The organism is Tessaracoccus sp. (genome assembly GCF_016714275.1).
Classification (GTDB): Bacteria; Actinomycetota; Actinomycetes; order Propionibacteriales; family Propionibacteriaceae; genus Arachnia.
Genome location: NZ_JADJNP010000001.1, coordinates 22,935 through 40,117, shown reverse-complemented (window position 1 = coordinate 40,117; position 17,183 = coordinate 22,935). Strand labels below are relative to the sequence as shown.

At 70.3% G+C, this 17,183-nt stretch carries 15 protein-coding genes and 2 pseudogenes; 8 read left to right on the top strand and 9 right to left on the bottom strand.

Annotated elements, in window-relative coordinates:
- Positions 1–51 precede the first annotated feature (51 nt).
- Positions 52–630, bottom strand: coding sequence for a winged helix-turn-helix domain-containing protein (locus tag IPJ61_RS00200; protein ID WP_297101850.1), 579 nt, complete (start codon positions 628–630; stop codon positions 52–54).
- Between the two features lie 80 nt (positions 631–710).
- Here IPJ61_RS00200 and IPJ61_RS00195 point away from each other — a divergent pair, with 80 nt between their 5' ends.
- The gene (locus IPJ61_RS00195) at positions 711–2,009 is read left to right on the top strand and encodes an MFS transporter (protein ID WP_297101848.1); all 1,299 of its coding nucleotides are present in this window, start codon (positions 711–713) and stop codon (positions 2,007–2,009) included.
- 30 nt (positions 2,010–2,039) lie between these two features.
- Here IPJ61_RS00195 and IPJ61_RS00190 read toward each other — a convergent pair whose 3' ends face one another.
- From IPJ61_RS00190 to IPJ61_RS00180, 3 genes are all read right to left on the bottom strand, one after another.
- Positions 2,040–3,182 (bottom strand): AAA family ATPase, encoded by a 1,143-nt coding sequence (locus tag IPJ61_RS00190; RefSeq protein ID WP_297101846.1) that lies wholly within the window; start codon positions 3,180–3,182, stop codon positions 2,040–2,042.
- Between the two features lie 70 nt (positions 3,183–3,252).
- Positions 3,253–5,001, bottom strand: coding sequence for an amino acid ABC transporter ATP-binding/permease protein (locus IPJ61_RS00185; protein WP_297101841.1), 1,749 nt, complete (start codon positions 4,999–5,001; stop codon positions 3,253–3,255).
- Positions 4,998–6,569, bottom strand: coding sequence for an ABC transporter ATP-binding protein/permease (locus tag IPJ61_RS00180; protein WP_297101838.1), 1,572 nt, complete (start codon positions 6,567–6,569; stop codon positions 4,998–5,000). The genes IPJ61_RS00185 and IPJ61_RS00180 overlap by 4 nt, the downstream gene beginning before the upstream one ends.
- Before the next feature lie 120 nt (positions 6,570–6,689).
- Between IPJ61_RS00180 and IPJ61_RS00175 the strand changes: the two genes are divergently transcribed.
- Positions 6,690–8,579 (top strand): hypothetical protein, encoded by a 1,890-nt coding sequence (locus tag IPJ61_RS00175; RefSeq protein ID WP_297101834.1) that lies wholly within the window; start codon positions 6,690–6,692, stop codon positions 8,577–8,579.
- A gap of 20 nt (positions 8,580–8,599) precedes the next feature.
- On the opposite strand, the gene IPJ61_RS00170 is transcribed toward IPJ61_RS00175, so the two are convergent.
- From IPJ61_RS00170 to IPJ61_RS00160, 3 genes are read right to left on the bottom strand one after another with little or no spacing between them, the layout of a single operon-like run.
- The gene (locus IPJ61_RS00170; RefSeq protein ID WP_297101832.1) at positions 8,600–10,357 is read right to left on the bottom strand and encodes an ABC-F family ATP-binding cassette domain-containing protein; all 1,758 of its coding nucleotides are present in this window, start codon (positions 10,355–10,357) and stop codon (positions 8,600–8,602) included.
- Positions 10,358–10,360: 3 nt separating this feature from the next.
- Complete coding sequence (locus IPJ61_RS00165) at positions 10,361–11,119, bottom strand: DUF4191 domain-containing protein (RefSeq protein WP_297101829.1); 759 nt, start codon at positions 11,117–11,119, stop codon at positions 10,361–10,363.
- A 13-nt stretch (positions 11,120–11,132) separates the two neighbouring features.
- Positions 11,133–12,068 (bottom strand): lipoyl synthase, encoded by a 936-nt coding sequence (locus IPJ61_RS00160; protein WP_297101826.1) that lies wholly within the window; start codon positions 12,066–12,068, stop codon positions 11,133–11,135.
- 397 nt (positions 12,069–12,465) lie between these two features.
- On the opposite strand from IPJ61_RS00160, the gene IPJ61_RS00155 reads away from it, so the two are divergent.
- From IPJ61_RS00155 to IPJ61_RS22100, 5 genes and pseudogenes are all read left to right on the top strand, one after another.
- Complete coding sequence (locus IPJ61_RS00155) at positions 12,466–13,170, top strand: hypothetical protein (protein WP_297101825.1); 705 nt, start codon at positions 12,466–12,468, stop codon at positions 13,168–13,170.
- Positions 13,171–13,184: 14 nt separating this feature from the next.
- The gene (locus IPJ61_RS00150) at positions 13,185–14,279 is read left to right on the top strand and encodes a helix-turn-helix transcriptional regulator (RefSeq protein WP_297101823.1); all 1,095 of its coding nucleotides are present in this window, start codon (positions 13,185–13,187) and stop codon (positions 14,277–14,279) included.
- Positions 14,279–14,398 carry an acetylxylan esterase gene (locus tag IPJ61_RS00145; RefSeq protein ID WP_297101821.1) on the top strand — a complete coding sequence of 40 codons (120 nt, stop codon included), beginning with the start codon at positions 14,279–14,281 and terminating at the stop codon, positions 14,396–14,398. Before IPJ61_RS00150 ends, IPJ61_RS00145 begins: the two co-directional genes overlap by 1 nt.
- A gap of 99 nt (positions 14,399–14,497) precedes the next feature.
- Positions 14,498–14,641: pseudogene (locus IPJ61_RS22105) on the top strand (hypothetical protein); the annotation flags it as partial.
- Between the two features lie 52 nt (positions 14,642–14,693).
- Positions 14,694–14,810 (top strand): annotated as a pseudogene (locus IPJ61_RS22100) (mannonate dehydratase); the annotation flags it as partial.
- A 13-nt stretch (positions 14,811–14,823) separates the two neighbouring features.
- Here IPJ61_RS22100 and lipB read toward each other — a convergent pair.
- Positions 14,824–15,468, bottom strand: a complete 645-nt coding sequence (gene lipB, locus IPJ61_RS00135) for a lipoyl(octanoyl) transferase LipB (RefSeq protein WP_297101816.1) — start codon at positions 15,466–15,468, stop codon at positions 14,824–14,826.
- A 57-nt stretch (positions 15,469–15,525) separates the two neighbouring features.
- On the opposite strand from lipB, the gene IPJ61_RS00130 reads away from it, so the two are divergent.
- Positions 15,526–15,756, top strand: coding sequence for a hypothetical protein (locus IPJ61_RS00130; protein WP_297101813.1), 231 nt, complete (start codon positions 15,526–15,528; stop codon positions 15,754–15,756).
- On the opposite strand, the gene IPJ61_RS00125 is transcribed toward IPJ61_RS00130, so the two are convergent.
- Positions 15,701–17,182: a mannitol dehydrogenase family protein gene (locus tag IPJ61_RS00125; protein ID WP_297101810.1), complete on the bottom strand. Its 1,482-nt coding sequence runs from the start codon at positions 17,180–17,182 to the stop codon at positions 15,701–15,703. The two genes, IPJ61_RS00130 and IPJ61_RS00125, sit on opposite strands and share 56 nt — an antisense overlap.
- Position 17,183 lies beyond the last annotated feature (1 nt).

The window sequence follows — 17,183 nt, the reverse complement described above, 5'->3', positions numbered from 1 at the left end:
GACGAATGGTAGTTACTGCCGTCGTTCGGCGAGCGAGAAACCAGGTCTCTCCTAGATCTCCTCGCTCGCGGCGATCATCGACAGCTCCCAGGTGAGGGTCTCGTCGTCCTCCGGGTCGTCCCGGAAGCTGGTGACGACCTCGTCGAGCCGATCGATGAGCGCGATGAACCGCTCGCGTGACAACCGCAGCGTCGCGGTCGTGTACACGCCGCGCTCCACCGCGTCCTCGCCGGTGACGTAGGACCCTGCCCACGTCGCGACGCGGGTCAGTAGCGAGCGGGCGTCGTCGATGAAGCCCGCCATGACGACGTCGCCCAGGACCTTGTCGGCGACCGGGTCCTCCGGCGATCCCAGTGACATGGCGCCGCGGGTCGGCTTCCACACGCGGTCGCGCTTGTCGCGGGCCTTCTCCGGGGCCTCCTCGATCAGGCCCGCCTGCGCGAGCACGCGCAGGTGGAAGCTCAGCGTGTTGGCCGGTTGGTCGAGCCGTTTTGCGAGGTCCGCCGCGCGGGCGTACCGCGTCCGCGTGACCTCGTTCCACACTTGTCGGCGGAGGGGGTTGGCGAGCGCCTTGAGCACGTCGGCCGACATGCTGGGCGCCTGGCGTAGTCCACTGCCGTTGTCCGTCATGCGGTCAGCCTAGTGAAACCCGCGAAAAAAGTCGCGCAAAAAAGATTGCGCAAATGAAATTGCGGATCTAGGGTGTGGGCATGAGCACCATTCAGTCAGCACCCGACGCGGCGCCGCCCGCGGCACCCTCCCGGCTCTGGGCAGGGGGCTATCCCACGTGGTTGGTCAGCGACACGGCCTTCGAGCTGTCATCCGCGCTGGCCGGCTTCGCCATTCCGCTGCTCGCGCTGATGGTCACCGATGACCCGGTAAAGGCCGGCATCATCGGTGCCGCGGGCGTGGGAACGCGCGTCGTCGCCTCCCTCGTCGGCGGGGTCCTCGCAGATCGGCACAGCAGGATCCGCATGATGCTGACGGGCGCGGCGATCGGCCTGGCGCTCGCGCTGCTCTTCACCTGGGTGGCGACGGGGTCGCTCACGTTCGTCGCGCTCTTGGGCCTCAACGTCGCGATGGCCGTCCGGAACGGATTGTTCGGCGGGGCCACGCAGGCGGCGCTCAAGGACATCGTGCCCGCCGCCGCCCTGGGCAGGGCGCAAGCGTCGAACCAGGGCCGCGACGCCGTGCTCGCGCTCGCGGGCTCGCCGCTCGGGGGCGTACTGCTGGGGCTGGGGGCTCCCGTCGTCGGGCTCGCGCTCGTGGCGTGCCAGCTGGTGGCCGCGGCGTCGGCGGCGCTCCTGCCCAGGTGGGCGCGACCGCAGGAGCCGGTGGCGGGGGAGAGTCAATCCGGACCCGCGGAGCGTCGTTTCTTCGGCGAGCTGGCAGACGGGTTCCGCTGGGTCTTCTCGCGCCCGGACCTGCGCGGTGCGCTGCTCGTCAGCACGCTCATCAACCTGGGTTTCAACGCCGCGGTGAGCACCGTCGTGTACTCGCTACAGCAGACAGGGTCATCGCCGACGGTGATCGGCCTGGTCACGGGCGGGCTCGGCGCCGGCATGCTGGTGGGCGCGCTCGTCGCCCCGTTCCTCGTCGCCCGCGTGCCGGCCGGCTGGCTCACTATCGGTGGCCTGATGCTGATCGCCGGCGCCACGCTGCTTCTTCCGCTGGTCACGAACCCGCTGGGCATCACGATCCTGATGGCCGTGTCGATCGCCGGCGCGCCGGCGCTGAACGCGGCGCTGCTCGGCTACTTCATGGTGGCAACGCCGTCGGCCCTGATCGGCCGGGCGACCGGCGCCCTTTCGGTGTTCGCGAGCGGCGCGATGCCGTTGGCGCCCCTGGTCGCGGGCATCGGGCTCGGTGTCGCCGGTCGCGGCTGGACACTGGTGTTCGCCGCCTCGATCTGCCTGGTCGCGGCCGTGCTCGCGGCGTCGACGAGGAGCCTGCGTCAGCTGCCGGCGGAGGCCGGTTGGGTCACCCACGCGGAGCGCCACGGATCCTGAGGCGCTCGTCAGTGCCGGTGAGGGGCGCCGCTACCGCGATCCCCACTCCCACGCCGGGCGACTGAGGAGGCCCTGGTCGACGACCGTGGTCTCGCCCGTGTCCTTCTCCAGCTCGACGACGCTGAGGTCGGCCTCGGGCAGCGCGGCCACGAGAGCGGCGCGGAGCGCGAACGAGTGCGTCACGACGACCACCTGCGTGCGCTCGCTCGCCTGTGCGATCAATCGGCCCAGCGGCTTGAGCAGCGACGGATGGAGGCTGTTCTCCGGCTCGTTCAGCGCCATCAGCGGAGGAGGAACGGGTGCATAGAGCGCAGCTAGCCACATGAGGTAGCGCAGGGTGCCGTCCGACAGCTCGGCTGCCCGGAGCGGACGGAGCATGCCCGGCTGGGCGAGCGTGAGGTCGAAGACGCCGTCGTTCGCCCTAATGGCGAGGCTGCTCTCGGGGAAGGCGTCCTCCACGGCGTCCTCAATGGGCGCGCTGCCGCGCTCGATGATGGTCTGCAACGCGGCAGCTACGTCGGACCCGTCGCCCGCCATCGCCCAGGTCCGCGTGCCTACCCGCGGTTGGCGGGCAGGGGCGTCGGCGTCGGTCCGGAGCGCGTCGTAGAACCGCCAGGCGGCGAGGTCCTCCTTGAGGGCGCAAACCTCCGGCAGCTCCTCCAGTATGGAGAGGTGAGGCGGGAGGCGACGTGCGAGGTCGGTCCACGGGCCATCGTTGCGGGCCTCGAGGCGCTGCCCCTTGCGCCGTGCGATCAGGGTGCCGGTGCGCATCACGGGGCCCGCCCACACGGCCTCGCGCTTGATCTCCGGGTCCCGCACGAAGGCGCTGCGCGAGGGGAGAGGGAGGCCGAGGTCGACCAGGTAACTCAGCGCGTCGGCGCCGATGCCCAGGCGGAGCGAGACGGGCCCGCTGCGGACGGTGCCCTGCACGAGCCCGGTGCGGCGAGCGCCTGCGAGGGACTCCGGCCCGGCCCACAGCACCGACGAGAGACCGCCCTCGCGGGCGAGCGACCCGATGGCGTCACCTAGCGCGCAACCCGCGAGCAGCCGGAGCGCCCGGTAGAGGCTGGACTTGCCCGATCCGCTGGGGCCTGTCACCACCGTGACGCGACCGAGGGGGACCGCCACGTCGCGCAGCGATCGGTAGCCGTGGACGGCGATGGTGCGATACATACCCTGAAGCTATCGGCTGCCTCTGACAGACTCAGGAGCATGGACGCGACGTGTCGGCGGCGATGAACCGCTAGCTCCCTAGCCTCGCCTGGAGGAGCGCAAACGCCTCGTTGTGGCTCCTGAGCGCGGCCGCTGCACCGAAGGCGACGAGCTGGCCGGCGTCGAGGATGGCGACGAACGCGTCGTCGTCGAGGAGGTCGACGCGGTGGGTGATCTCGATCACCGTCATCGGCCCCGGGAGCGCCGCTAGGCGGTCTCGTACGACGCGCGCGGTCGGGCCGTCGAGCTGGCTGAGCGCCTCGTCGAGGACGAGGACCGAGGGGCGCGCGACGAGGGTTCGCGCCAGCGCGATGCGCTGCAGCTGACCGCCGGACAGCGTCGAGCCACGCTCGCCGATCCTCGTCTCGAGACCCTGCGGCAACCCCGCGAGCCAATCGTCGAGCGCCGCGACGCGCAGCGCGGCGACGAGCTCTTCGTCAGAGGCCTCCGGCTCGGCGAGGCGGAGGTTGTCGGCGAGGGTTCCCGAGAGCGTCGTCGGGCGCTGCGCGACGAACCCGACGCGGGACCGCAGGTCGTCGAGTGAAAGGCGCGCGACATCCGTGCCGCCGAGGCGGACGACTCCGGAGTCCGGGTCGAAGCCGCGGGGGAGCAGGTGCGCGAGGGTCGACTTGCCGCTGCCGGACACGCCGACCACCGCGCTCCACGAGCCGGCGGGGAAGGACAGCGACACGTCATCCAGCGCGGGACATGAGCCTCCCGGGTAGGTCAGCGAGACCCCGTCGAGCGCCACGGCGCAGCTCGACGGCGCGGGCGCCGGATCCGCGGGGTCGGCCACCCTCGGAGCGGCCTCCACGACGGCGTGGACGCGTTCCGCGGCGGCGAAAGACTCGTCGAGGCCGGTGACGAAGTCATCGATGCCCTGCGTCGGCTTCCAGAGGGCGACGACGACGGCGGCCCCCATGGTGAGCTGGCTCGGGGTGGCATCGACGACGCCCGCGACGGTCAGGAGCGCCACGAGCGAGCCGAGCTGCAGCGCCGCGCCGAGGGCCGCACGGAGACCTTGCGCCCGTCCGGAGGACAGGCGGGCCGCCGCGAGCTCGGCGCTCGCGGCGTCCAGCGAGGACAGGCGCGCGTCCGCTAGGTCGAAGGCGAGCACCTCGCGCAGGCCCTGGACGTCGTCGCCGAGGTGGGCGGCCAGCGCGCCCCGTCGGCGGGCGGTGCGGCGCGCAGCGGCCCAGGTCGCAGGCCCGGCAAGCCAGGGAACCGCGAGGCTGGCGGCCACGAACACGGCCGCGACGCCCGCGAGAGCGCTGTCGACGGCGACGCCCAGCCAGGTCAGAGCGACGGCGGGCACCACGACAGACGCCACGGCCGGTGGGAGCGTGTGCGCGAAGAACACCTCGATCCGGTCGATGTCGCGCGTGGCCCGCTGGGTCAGCTCGGCGCCGGCCCGCCCGCGCGTGGCCGCCGGGGCCTGGGGGACGAGGCGCACGAAGAAGAGGTCCCGGAGCCGCTGTAGTGCGGTGAAGGCCACCCAGTGTCCGGCGTAGTGCTCGAGGTAGCGCAGCGCCGCCTTGACCAGGGCGATGCCCACCAGCGCGCCGACCACCGGCCACAGCGGCTCCGGGGTTCGCGAGTCCGGAGAGGCGGAGGAGAGCGTGGCGCGGATCCAGGCGTCGGACAGTGCCGACACCGCCACGACGAGCAGCGCGACGCCGGCCAACTGACCGAGGATGCGCGCGCCCACCGCCAGCCCCAGGACCGGCATGAGGCGGCGCGTGTGGCTGACGAGCCACCGCGTGAGGGCGAGCCGGGTCACGTCGGGACCCCCTGCGACGGTGCCAGCTCGACGACGCGGTCGGCCGCGAGGATCGCCCCGGGACGGTGCGCGATCATCAGCACCGTGCGACCCACGGCCAGTCGGTCGAGGGCCTCGAGGACGGCCGCCTCGCCCGCCAGGTCCACCTGGCTCGTAGGCTCGTCGAGAAGGAGGATGGGTGCGTCGCGGAGCCAAGCCCGGGCAATCCCTAGCCGCTGGGCTTGGCCGCCGGAGAGCAGTGCGCCGTGCTCGCCGACACGGGTGTCGAGACCCCGCGGCATCGCCGCCACCTCGTTGGCCAGCCCGGTGAGCCGGAGCACCTCCCACAGCTCCTCGTCGGTCGCCCCGGGGGCGGCGACGCGGAGGTTGTCCGCGATCGTGCCCAAGAACAGGAAGGTGCGCTGCTCGACGACTGAGAACCGCGCCCGCACCTCCGCGGCTTCGGATGCCGCGACGTCGAGCCCGTCGACGAACACGCTGCCCGCGGAGGGGGACAGATGAGCCTGCAGCAGCGCGCCGACGGTGGACTTTCCCGCCCCGCTCGGCCCCACCAGCGCGACGCGCTCGCCGGCCCGCACCGCCAGCGAGAAGCCGTCGAGCACCGTCGGACCGCCTGGCCAGGACACAGTGACGTCGACCAGCTCCAGGGCTGCCGACGACGACCCGCCATTTCCGGCCCGGGGCGTCCGGGTTTCGCGTCCCATGGCGTTTTCCAGCTGCGCCTCCGCGGCACGCCCGCCGATGCCGATGTAGAAGAACTGGCCGACGATATCGACCGGGCCCGTAGCAAGCAGCGCGATCAGCATGACGGCGACGCTTTCCCCGAGCGTGAGCGCGCCCTGCTGGACGCGGTCCAGCGCCAGCGCCGCGGCGGCGACGACAAGCGTGAGGGAGAACGCGAGGTCAAGGACGAGGATCAGGAGCTGATTGACGGCCAGGAGACGCATGACGCCGCGGCGATGGTCCTCGCCGCGTTGCGCGAGCTCCCGCCCGACGCGGCGCCCCGCTCGCGCGTAGACGAGTGTCTCCAGGGCCTGCACCGCGTCGAGGAAAGCCGCGGTCAACCGGCCCTGCGTGCGTCGGTACTCCGCGCCGACGGGCCGGACGGCACGTCGGAAAGCTCCGGTCACCACCGGCACGAGCAGCACGAACAGTGCGAGCAGCCCGGCTACGCGAGCGTCGACGAACGCGGCCATCACACCGAGTGCGAGCAGTGGCGCCGTCATCGCACCGAGCATCGGGCCCAGAAACCCGGCGCGATACTGTGCGGCCTTCTCCACGCCCGCCGTCGCCAGCGACAGGAACTGCCCGCTGGGTCCCGCACCGGCGATCCCTGCGTCGTACATCGCCCGGACCAACCGACGGCGCAGCAGCCCCTCCGTAGCTCCGACGGCCCGCTGCGTGCGCATGGCGCTCATCGCCGAGGCGGCCGCCGCGAGGACAACCAGAACGATGCTCGTTCCCCATCCCGCGGGGGAGAGGGAACCATCGACGCCCGCGCCGACTAGCACGAAGAACAGCGCCGTCGCGGACGTCGACACCCAGGAGAGGACGGCCGCGGGAAACATGACTCTGGACGATACCGCCTATCAACCAAAGGTGACGATGGGTGGGCGTTGCGACGCGATGGGGGTTCTACCCGCTAGGGTCTAGTAAACGAAGCCATTTTACCTAGTCAGGGGGCCGTCATGATCGTGGAGCAATCGCGAAGAGGCAAGAGAGTCGTGGGGGTGGCGGTCGCGGCCGCCCTCATCGGCACGGTGGCGCTGGTGCCACCGGTTCACGCGGCACCGGACGAGGCCGCCGTCTTCTGCGACGTTCCGGGCCAGGAGCTTGCGATCGCGCCGATCTCGGGTCTTGTGGAAGGCCAGGCCGTGACGTGGCTCTCCACGACAAAGGGCGCAACGCCGACGGAGTTCACCGGGGAGTACGTCGGCAAGCTCGACAATGCGCTGGGCTCCGACGCCTACGGCAATCCCCGCGACCTCCTGCTGGTGCGGCTGGGTGGCGACACCGTCGCCAAGACCGGCGTGTGGGCCGGCTCCTCCGGTTCCCCCGTCTACGACGCCAACGGCGCCCTCATCGGCGCGGTCTCGTACGGCTTCAGCTGGCTCCCCGACGACGACGTGGCGGGCGTGACCCCCGCGGCCTATATGAAGACCATCGGCGACCTGCCGGGCGTCAAGAAGGCCAACGCCGCCCTGCAGAAGGAGGTCAACCAGCTCGTCGACGCACCGGCAGGCACGCCGAAGAGTTCCGGACAGATCGAGCGCATCGAGCCGGTGCGTGTCACCGTCGGCACCACCGCAAAGAAGCTCGACAAGATCTCGAAGCGGCTGGCAAAAGCCGTCAAGGGGTACAAGCCCGTGACGCCGAGTGGAGTTGCCGCGGACAGCGGCGCCCTGGGCGGCAAGGACTACCCGATCATCCCCGGCGGCAACATCGCCGTCTCCTACGCGTACGGCGCCGTCGCGTCGGCGAGCGTCGGCACGGTCACCGCGGTGTGTGGCGACGACGTGTTCGCCTACGGGCACCCGGCCAACTGGAACTCCAACCTCGGGGCCAGCTTCCACGGCGCATCCGCCGCGTACATCGTTCCCGACCTTGGCGGCTCCTACAAGCTGGTGAGCGACATCGGCCGGCCGAAGGGAACCATCACCGACGACAGGATCGCCGGCGTGCGCGGCAAGCTGGGTGCCCCGGCTCCGAGCATCGCGGTGACCTCGGTCAGCAGGTTGGGCTCGCACAGCAGCACGGCGGTCTCCTACGTCTCCGCTGACCTCCTGATTCCGGGAATCGCCGGAGCGCAGCTGGGGAACGACGCGGTCCGCATGCTCGACAACCAGGGGGAGGGCACGGCCAAGGTGTCGTGGTCGATCGACTATCGGCGCGAGAACGGCAAGCGGGGAACGCTGACCAACCACAACCGGTACTCCTCCGACCTCGGCTTCGCCGACATCGTCGGGGCCGAAGTCGCCGAGGACATCGCGCAGATCCAGATGAACCCCTTCGAGGACGTCAAGATCCTGGGCGTGAACATCACGACCCGGTTTACCGAAGGTTTCCGCGCGGCGCGCGTCACGGGGGTGCAGGTCCTGAACAAGGGCACCTGGAAGAAGGTCAAGGCTGGAGGGACTGCCAAGGCGACCCGGGGCAAGACCTACACGTTCCGCGCCGTGCTGAGCCCGGTTCCGGGCGCGAAGAGGGTCACCGAGTACCGCGAGTTCACGGTCAGGGTGCCGCTGAGTGCGAAGAAGACCGTCTCGGTGAAGGTCGGCGTGCCGCAGCCCTTCCCCGGCCTTCCGGGCGGAGAGCCGACGGAGTTCCCCCTCAAGGTGCCCATCGACAGCTTCGACGCGCTGCTGGTCCACCTCGACGACAACCTCCGCAACGACGTGATCTCGCGGACACGCACGTACACGAGCACCGCTGGAAAGCGCTACGTCAAGGAGAACGCGTACGTCGCGCCGACGGTCGTAGTCGACGAGGGCAAGACCATCTCCTTCAAGCTGGAGGTGCCGGTGAAGAAGGCAACCAAGAAGGCGACACCAAAGAAGAAGTCGTCGGCGAAGGGCTGAGCTGAGGGGTGGCTCGGGGCCTATTCGGCGGCCTCGAGCCACGCCTCCTCGAGTTCGTCCCTGCGCGTCTCCGCTGCGCGGAGGCGCGCATCGAGGGCCGCGAGGCGCTCGAAGTCGCTGGCGGCGTCGGCCATGTCGGCGTGCAGGCGGTCGATCTCGCCGCCGACCTTCTCGAGTTGGCTCTCGATGCGGGTGAGGTCCTTCTTGCGCAGGCGTTCGGCCGCGGCGTCGGATCTGCCGGGCTGCGCGGCGGAGGCGCGGGACGACACCTGCGCGGCCGTGGCCCTTCGTCGGGACAGGTACTCCTCGACCCCGCCCGGGAGGAGCACGCAGCTACCGTCGCCGAGCAGGGCGTAGGTGACGTCTGTGATGCGTTCCAGGAAGTAGCGGTCGTGACTGACGACGATCAGCGTGCCCGGCCAGCCGTCGAGGTAGTCCTCGATGACGGTCAGGGTGTCGATGTCGAGGTCGTTGGTGGGCTCGTCGAGGATCAGCACGTTGGGCTCGGTCAGCAGCAGCCGAAGGAACTGGAGCCGACGGCGCTCGCCGCCGGAAAGGTCGCCGATACGGGCGACGAGCTTGTCGCCGGTGAAGCCGAACTCCTCGAGCAGGGACGACGCGCTGGCCTCGCGCCCGGTCGCGAGCCTCGTCTCCTCCTTGAGCCGCTTGACCGACGCCAGGACGCGGTCCGCGTCGTCGAGTTCGCCGACCGTCTGGGAAAGGTAGCCCAGCCGTAGCGTCTTGCCGCGCTTGATCTTTCCGCGGTCTGGTTCGCGCAGTCCCGCGAGGAGATCCAGCAGTGAGGTCTTGCCTGCGCCGTTGACGCCCACCAGGCCGATCCGGTCGCCGGGCCCGATCGACCACGTGAGCCGGTCGAGCAGCGTGCGGTCCGGGACGGCGTAGTCGACGGATGTCAGGTCGAACACGTCCTTGCCGAGCCGTGTGACGGAGAACTGCTGCAGCTCGACCTTGTCGCGTGGGGGCGGTTCGTCGGCGATCAGCACGTTGGCGGCGTCGATCCGGAACTTGGGCTTCGACGTCCGTGCGGGCGCCCCTCGCCGCAACCAGGCGAGCTCCTTGCGGGCGAGGTTCCTGCGCCGGGCCTCGTTGGCCGCGGCCTGACGCTGTCGTTCGACCTTCGCCAGCACGTACGCCGCGTACCCGCCGTCGTAGGCGTCGACCACGCCGTCGTGCACCTCCCAGATGCGGGTGCAGACCTCGTCGAGGAACCAGCGGTCGTGGCTGACCACCAGCATCGCGAGGCCGGCCCTTGTGCGGGCCCGCAGATACTCGGCGAGGAAGGCGATGGCCTCGACGTCAAGGTGGTTGGTGGGTTCGTCGAGGACGATCAGGTCGTGGTGGCCGAGCAGCACGCCCACGAGCCCGACCCGACGCCGCTCGCCCCCGGAGAGGGTGCCGAGGCGACGGTCGAGGTCGACATCGGCCAGCAGGGCCTCCACGACGGTCCGCTGCGACGCGTCTGCCGCCCAGACGTGGTCGGGCTCGCCGCCGACGATCCAGTCGCGGACCGTCTGCTCGTCGTCGCCGATGGTGTCCTGCGCGAGCACGCCGATATGCGCGTTGTTCGCCGCGGTTACGCGCCCCCCGTCGGGTTCGAGGTCGCCGGTGAGGATGCGTAGCAGGGTGGTCTTGCCGTCGCCGTTGCGGCCGACGACGCCGATCACCTCACCGGCGCCGAGGCCGAGCGAGACGCCGTCGAGCAGGATTCTTGTCCCGAAGCCGTGCGTGACGGCCTCGAGGTTGACGAGGTTGGCCACGTGTCAGCGGCCGCGCATCGCGGACCGGGCACCCTTCGTGTTGATGGGGCCCTTCGGGATGGGGGCCTTGGGGCGCATGGCGTCGAGCGCGCGGAGGCGCTGGTTGACCTCGCCGATCTTGGCAGGGGTGAGCTGCTTCGGCAGCTTCTTGATGTGCTTGGCGAGCTGGTCGAGCGGCACCTGACCTGCGCCCTTACCCATCTGGATGGTGGTGACGGAGACACCGTAAGCGACCTGCTCGTGCTTCTTCTTCTCGCTGGCGAGCATCGGCTTCAGGCGGCCGGGGTCGCCCTCGCCGATCAGGATCAGACCGCCCTGGCCGAGCGTGCGGTGGATGGCGTCGAAGTTGCGGTTTGCCGTGATCACGGGGGTCGAGATCCAGCCCTTCGGCAGCATCTGCAGCGCGACCTCGGCGGAGCCCGCCTTGCCCTCATAGCGCGTGTAGACAGCGCGGCGGGCGCGCCAGACGAAAAGCAGCATCGCGACGAGCGCGCCGACAGAGACGCCGAGCAGCGCCCAGATGATGGGGGAGTTCAGCACGAAGCCGAGGATGGTGAACGCGATGATCGGGACGACGAGGCCCGCGACGGTCATCCAGATCAGGTGCTTGTCGTCCTTGGCCGTGACCTTGTACGTCTCGACCATCTGGCGCCACCGACCCCAGTCGGCGGGATTGGTCGAGTTCCTCTTCCGTTCCTTCTCGGCCCGGGCCTCGGCCTTCTGCTTGGCCTCCAGCGCCTTTGCGCGTTCGCTCTTCGCCATCGGTTCTTTCCGTCTAGGTCAGCTTCTTGCGGGCGTCCGTGGCCGTGCGGTACAGCCGGCCGGCGCGGTACGACGAACGAACGAGCGGCCCGGACAAAACGCCAGAATATCCGATCTGGCGCGCCTCCTGATCGAGCTCCTCGAACTCTTCCGGGGTCACCCAGCGATCGATGGGGTGGAGGGTGGCGTTCGGGCGTAGGTACTGCGTGATCGTGATCAGTTCCGCGCCGGCGTCGTACAGGTCCTGCAGTGCCTGCGAGATCTCGTCCCGCGTCTCGCCCATGCCCAGGATGAGGTTCGACTTGGTGACCAGACCCTCGGCGCGCGACATGCGCAGCACCTCGAGCGAACGGTCGTAGCGGAAGCCGGGACGGATGCGCTTGAAGATCCGCGGCACCGTCTCCACGTTGTGCGCGAAGACCTCGGGGCGCGCGTCGAACAGCTGGCCGAGCAGCTCGGCCTTGCCGGAGAAGTCGGGGGCGAGCATCTCGACGCCCACGCCAGGATTCACCGAGTGGATCTGGCGAATGGTCTCTGCGTACAGCCAGGCCCCCTCGTCGGGAAGATCGTCGCGACAGACGCCGGTGATCGTGGCGTAGCGCAGCCCCATCTTCTTCACCGATGCCGCGACGCGCAGCGGCTCCGCGGGATCGTAGCCCTCGGGCTTCGCCGACTCGATCTGGCAGAAGTCGCAGCGTCGGGTGCACTTGTCGCCGCCGATGAGGAAGGTGGACTCGCGGTCCTCCCAGCACTCGTAGATGTTGGGGCAGCCCGCCTCCTGGCAGACGGTGTGCAGGTCGCCGCTCGTGACGATGTTCTGCAGGTCTTGGTAGTTGGGCCCCATGCGCGCCGTGGTCTTGATCCACCGCGGCTTGCGTTCGATCGGGGTCTCCGCGTTTCGCGCCTCCACGCGGAGGAGTCGTCGTCCATCAGGCTGCACAGCGGTCACGGTCGGACAGTCTACCCCGGGTCGTCGACCCCGCCATGGCCCGGCCGCTCGATGGCGCTAGCGTCCCTGTCACGTCATAGTCGAGCCTGCTGGACTCTTACCTTGCGACCCCAAGGAGGATGGTCAGTGTCCCCACTCGACCCGGACCGGGCGCTGCCCGCCGTCGGCGTCTTCCCCGATGCGGCTGGGCGTGGCCTAGCTCCGGCCCGTGGCTCTCGCCGCGGAACAGGACGACGCACCATGTCAGACACGACAGGCTCAACCGACCCCGCTCCCGAGCCGTACCCATGCAGCGCGGGTAGACCACGGTCCGCGTGGTGCCGATCGGGACGATTTCCCGGTACTCCGGGACAGCGCACCCTACCGGCGCGGATGGCAGGCTCGTAGCGTCGGGGACATGAGTACCATCGCTGCCGCCCCGGGCTCACAGGGGAACGTCTCGACCATCGGGCCCGGCCCGTGGCGCATCCTGCTAGCCGTCGGCGCCATCGTCGGCCCGGTCCTGCTCGCTGTCGGCACCGCCCTGGACTGGACGGGTAGCGGCGTCGAGCCGTTGGAGTATCTCGGACGGTTGGCGGCCGCACGGTCCGTCTATCTCACTGCGGGCCTGCTGATGATGCTCGGCATGGGCTTCCTGCCGCTGACCGCGATCGGTGTGTTCCGCGCCGCTTCGGGACGCCGGCGCGCGACGCTGCTGCGCATCGGCGGTGTCCTGCTCGGTGCCTGGGGCGTGTTCGGTACCGCAGGGATCGGCGGCGGCTACACGGCCGGTGTTGTCTCCGTCGGTCTCGTCGGGACAGCGCCCGATGATCTCGTCGCCCAGGTCTACAACGGGATCACCTACGGCCCGTTCACCACGATCGGCGCGAGCGTCGGCGGAGCCGGATTCTTCCTCGGAACCCTCCTGACCGGCATCGGAATCCTCGTCGCGACTGGGCTTCCGAGGTGGCCGGGGGTCGTCGTGCTCGCGGCGATCCCGGTATCGCTGCTGCAGGGCACCGGCATCCACTGGGTCGGCGCCGCCGCGTTCGGCCTGCTCGCCGTGGGCATCGGCGGACTCATCCCGGCGATGCTCCGCTATCGCGCCGCTGCGACGCCCTGACCGAAAATTGCTGCATGCATATCGAGATCGACCGCCGAATGCCGGCCACGGCGGGCGTACGGCAGCAGCCCGCCGCCGTGCGGTGGGCGATCCTCGCGGCCACCGTCGGCGTCGCGCTGCTCGCCGCTCTCAACCTGGTCCGCGAGTGGTTCGCAGTCGCCGTACCGTGCGCGATCCCCGACTGCTCGCCGCCGCAGCTCACCGTCGCCGCCACCGCCGATCTCGCCGCGCAGGGCGTCCCGCTGCCGGTGTGGGGGACCGGCTCGGTGGTCGTGTCAGCGATCGCGACACTCGTTCCCCTGTTGCTCGCTCCGTTCGTGGGCTCGCGCGCGACCCGACCGGCCGCGCTCATGGTCCCGCCGGTCCTGCTGCTGACCGCGTTGGGGCCGTCCGCAGCGTTCGCACCTGCGCCCTGGCTCGCGGTGATGCTGAGCGTCCTCGCACAGCTCGCTCTGTTCGCGCTGCTCGCCGCGTATCCGGACGGTCGCTTCCAGCCGCGATGGACGGCAGTCCCGGTTGTCGCCGCGGCGGTCTGGGCCGCGGTCACGGCGATCCCGCCGATCCCGAGCGCAGTGGCCGACAACGAGCAGCCGTGGGCGAGCCTCTACGGCGTCGGCTTCGCACTCGCCCTGATAGGCGTCCTCGCGGGGCTCGTCGTGAGATTCGTCCGCGGCGACGCGACGACCCGACGGGGTATCCTCCTGCTCGCAGTCGGGCTCGGGATGTTCATCTGCTACGGGGCCGGCTTCTCGATCTATCAGGGCATCGACGCCGAGAACGCCGGGATCGGCACGCTCCTGGGATCGGCCAGCGCTCAGCTCGTCAATCTCATGCTCGTCATCATCATCGTCTTGCTCGCGCTCGGCGCGGTCCGGGACGCCCGTCATCTCACCGGCGGCCGTCCCGACAGCGTCATCGACGGCTACACGCCGCGGGAACGTCAGGTACTTGCGCTGCTCGCCGAGGCGGCGACCACTGGGCAGATCGCGGATCATCTCGGCATCGCTCAGAAGACAGTCCGCAATCTGCTCTCTACCCTCTATGTCAAGCTCGGCGTCGAGGATCGTGGGCAGGCAGTCCTTGCAGCGCAACGCCTGCTCCGGCGCTGATGGCGGGGGCGACCGTGGTGCACTTCCACGGCTACAGCGGCGGCCGCGGCGAGCCGATCGACGATCTGCTCCTCGCCAGCGGCGGGTATGTGCACTTCTCCATGGACACGCGAGGGTAGGGCTGGAACTGGCAGCGCGGTGCCCCGCCCGACCAGGTTGGCGGACGCGGCGCGCTCGCGCGGCTCGTCCACGGCATCAAAGTGATCTGCTACAACTTCATGCCGGTGTTCGACTGGGTGCGCCCCGATCTGCGCTACGAGCTGCTGACCCGCGTTCAGGAGAGCGCGGGGGAGTTCGTGTTGCCCGGCTGGGAGGCCGACCGACTGGCCGACGTGCGAAGCCTCTTCGAGGCGTATGCCGAGGTCGACGAGGCGAAGTTCGCCGCGAATATGGAGTACTTCATCACTGCCATCATGCCATGGCCGCGACATCTGGGGCGAGCGCGGGCGCCCGGGCTACGGCCTCCACGACCGCGCGCTCGGGATCGCCTACCTCAACGGCCTGTGGGAGGCCATCAACAAGGCCGCGTAGGCCGCTCGCCTGGTTACGACCAACTCAGCTCGGCGCGGAGGATCGGTTCGAGGTCGCGGGCGACGGCGGCGACGTCCCAGTCGCCGGGCACCTCTTCGGCGATCGAGGTGACATCGGCGTCAGAGATGCCGCAGGGGACGATGTTGCCGAACCTCTCGGCCGAGCTGAGGACGTTGAGCGCGAAGCCGTGCATGGTGGTGCGGCGCGAGACCCGCACCCCGATGGCACAGATCTTCCGCTCCAGGCGTTGCTCGGTCGCGGCGAGCCACACGCCGGTGCGGCCCTCCACCCGCAGCGTCGGGATGCCGTAGCCGTCGAGCAGGATCATGATGGCGGCCTCGAGGCGCCGCACGTAGTCGACGACGCCCATGCCCTCGGCAAGGGTCACGATGGGGTAGCCGACCAGCTGGCCGGGCCCGTGGTAGGTGATCTCGCCGCCGCGATCGGTGGCGATGGTGGGGGTTCCGTCCTTGGGATAGTCCGACGGCTTGGTCCGCCGCCCCGCGGTGTAGACGGGGGTGTGCTCCAGCAGGATCACATGCCCGGCGCGGGCGCCGTCGGCGACGTCGGCGTGTACCTCGCGCTGGTACTCCCAGGCCCCCTGGTAGTCGGAGAGCCATCGCTCCTCGCCCAGTCCGCGGTACTCGAAGGTCAGCATTTCGCCGATGCTACCGCGCCTGGCGGCGAGGCGTAGGCTCGTCCTAGGAGGCTAGTCATGAGCAAGGCAAAGAAGCGATTCCAGGATCTTCCCCCGGCGGCACGGACGCTGCTGCTCCTCTTGGGAGTGGCCGATGCGGTGCTGCGGGCCTACGCGCTGCTGGACATCGCCAAGCGCCCGCAGGAGCAGGTCGAGGGCCCGAAGGAGCTGTGGGTTCCCGCCCTGTCGTTCGTCAACTCGGCAGGCGTGCTCCCGTTGGCCTACCTGAAGTGGGGCCGCAAGCACTGAGGGCCTTGGCCGAGCGGAGGACCTCGGCTGCCAGTTCGTCGTCACCCTCGAGCCCCCACAGGCCCAGCACCCCCTTGACCGCTTCGGGGAGTGCTCCGGAGACCCGAGTCAGTACTTCCTCGGCGGAGGCGTCGTGGACAGGGGTCCCGCATCCGCGCAGGTGAAGGATCCACGCGGCGATCGTGCGAGCACCCGCGGCGGCGCTGCGCCCTGCGGCGCGCTCGGCCAGGACCGTGGGGAGGGTGCGGATGGGGAGCTTCTGGCTTCCGTCGTGGGCGATCTGTGCGAGCAAGTGCCGGATCCGGGGGTTGCGGTAGCGGTCGAGCAACGCCGCGCGATACGCCGCGAGCTCCGCGGAAGGAAGCGTGACGTGGGCGCCGGCCTCGTCCCACCACTGCTCGACCCAGGCGAGGCAGCGACGGTCGGCGATGGCCTCGTCGACGGTGTGGTGGCCGAGGAGCGGACCGGCGTAGGCCAGCAGGGTGTGGGAGCCGTTGAGGAAGGCGAGCTTGCGGTGTTCGAAGGGGGAGACGTCATCGACGATGCGTGCTCCCGCGGACTCCCAGGCGGGGCGGCCGACGGGGAAGGCGCCCTGGATGATCCATTCGCTGAATGGCTCGGTCGGTACCGGGGAGGCGTCGGCGCGGCCGGTCAGCGTGGCGACGGCGGCGCGGTGCTCGTCGGTCGTGGCAGGCGTGATCCGGTCGACCATGGTCGAGACGAAGTGGACGTTCTGTGCGGTCCAGCCGGAAAGCTCGGGGTCGATCTCCTCGGCGAGGCTGGTGACGACGTGCGCCAGGGCGGCCCCGTTGCCGGGCAGGTTGTCGCAGGCCACGAGCGCGAGGGGACCGGCGCCCGCGGCTCGGCGGGTGAGCAGCCCGGCCACGAGCTTCGCCGGCGCCGTCAAGACCGGGGCGGTACGAGCGTCACGGAGCGCGGCGACATCAGCCGCGATCGCGGGGTGCGCGAGGTCGACGGCGCCGGTCGCGTCGCGGAGGTAGCCGGCTTCGGTGACGGTGAGGGTCACGAACGCCAGGTCGGGTGAGCGCCAGTAGCCCAGCCAGGCCTCGTGGTCGTCTGCAGGGTGCACAGCGGACAGGCTGCTGATCACCTCAGCGCGGTCGCCGTCGGCGGCGCGGGTGAGAAGCGTGTAGAGCCCGTCCTGGGGCCGGAGGGCGTCGGCGATCGCGGGGGTACGACCGGTGAAGGCCGCGATGCCCCATCGGTCCGCGTCGGTGGCGCGGTCGGTGTACCAGGCCTGGTGGGCGCGGAAGAAGTTGCCGACGCCGAGGTGGAGGATGCGGACGGGCGCGGCGGGACGTCCGTCGCCGGCCGCGCGGGAGAGGGGGTGATGCTCACGCGGCCAGCGTCTCGCGGACGACGACACTTCGGCAAGGCCGTGCGTAGTAGCGTGGGTCGTCGACACC

Coding starts and splice junctions, on each gene's coding strand:
- IPJ61_RS00180 (WP_297101838.1), bottom strand. CDS start 6,569: ATGTTTCCCGCGGCCGTCCTCTCCTGGGTGTCGACGTCCGCGACGGCG.
- IPJ61_RS00130 (WP_297101813.1), top strand. CDS start 15,526: ATGAGCAAGGCAAAGAAGCGATTCCAGGATCTTCCCCCGGCGGCACGG.
- IPJ61_RS00145 (WP_297101821.1), top strand. CDS start 14,279: ATGGCGGGGGCGACCGTGGTGCACTTCCACGGCTACAGCGGCGGCCGC.
- lipB (WP_297101816.1), bottom strand. CDS start 15,468: ATGCTGACCTTCGAGTACCGCGGACTGGGCGAGGAGCGATGGCTCTCC.
- IPJ61_RS00195 (WP_297101848.1), top strand. CDS start 711: ATGAGCACCATTCAGTCAGCACCCGACGCGGCGCCGCCCGCGGCACCC.
- IPJ61_RS00150 (WP_297101823.1), top strand. CDS start 13,185: ATGCATATCGAGATCGACCGCCGAATGCCGGCCACGGCGGGCGTACGG.
- IPJ61_RS00200 (WP_297101850.1), bottom strand. CDS start 630: ATGACGGACAACGGCAGTGGACTACGCCAGGCGCCCAGCATGTCGGCC.
- IPJ61_RS00155 (WP_297101825.1), top strand. CDS start 12,466: ATGAGTACCATCGCTGCCGCCCCGGGCTCACAGGGGAACGTCTCGACC.
- IPJ61_RS00165 (WP_297101829.1), bottom strand. CDS start 11,119: ATGGCGAAGAGCGAACGCGCAAAGGCGCTGGAGGCCAAGCAGAAGGCC.
- IPJ61_RS00190 (WP_297101846.1), bottom strand. CDS start 3,182: ATGTATCGCACCATCGCCGTCCACGGCTACCGATCGCTGCGCGACGTG.
- IPJ61_RS00175 (WP_297101834.1), top strand. CDS start 6,690: ATGATCGTGGAGCAATCGCGAAGAGGCAAGAGAGTCGTGGGGGTGGCG.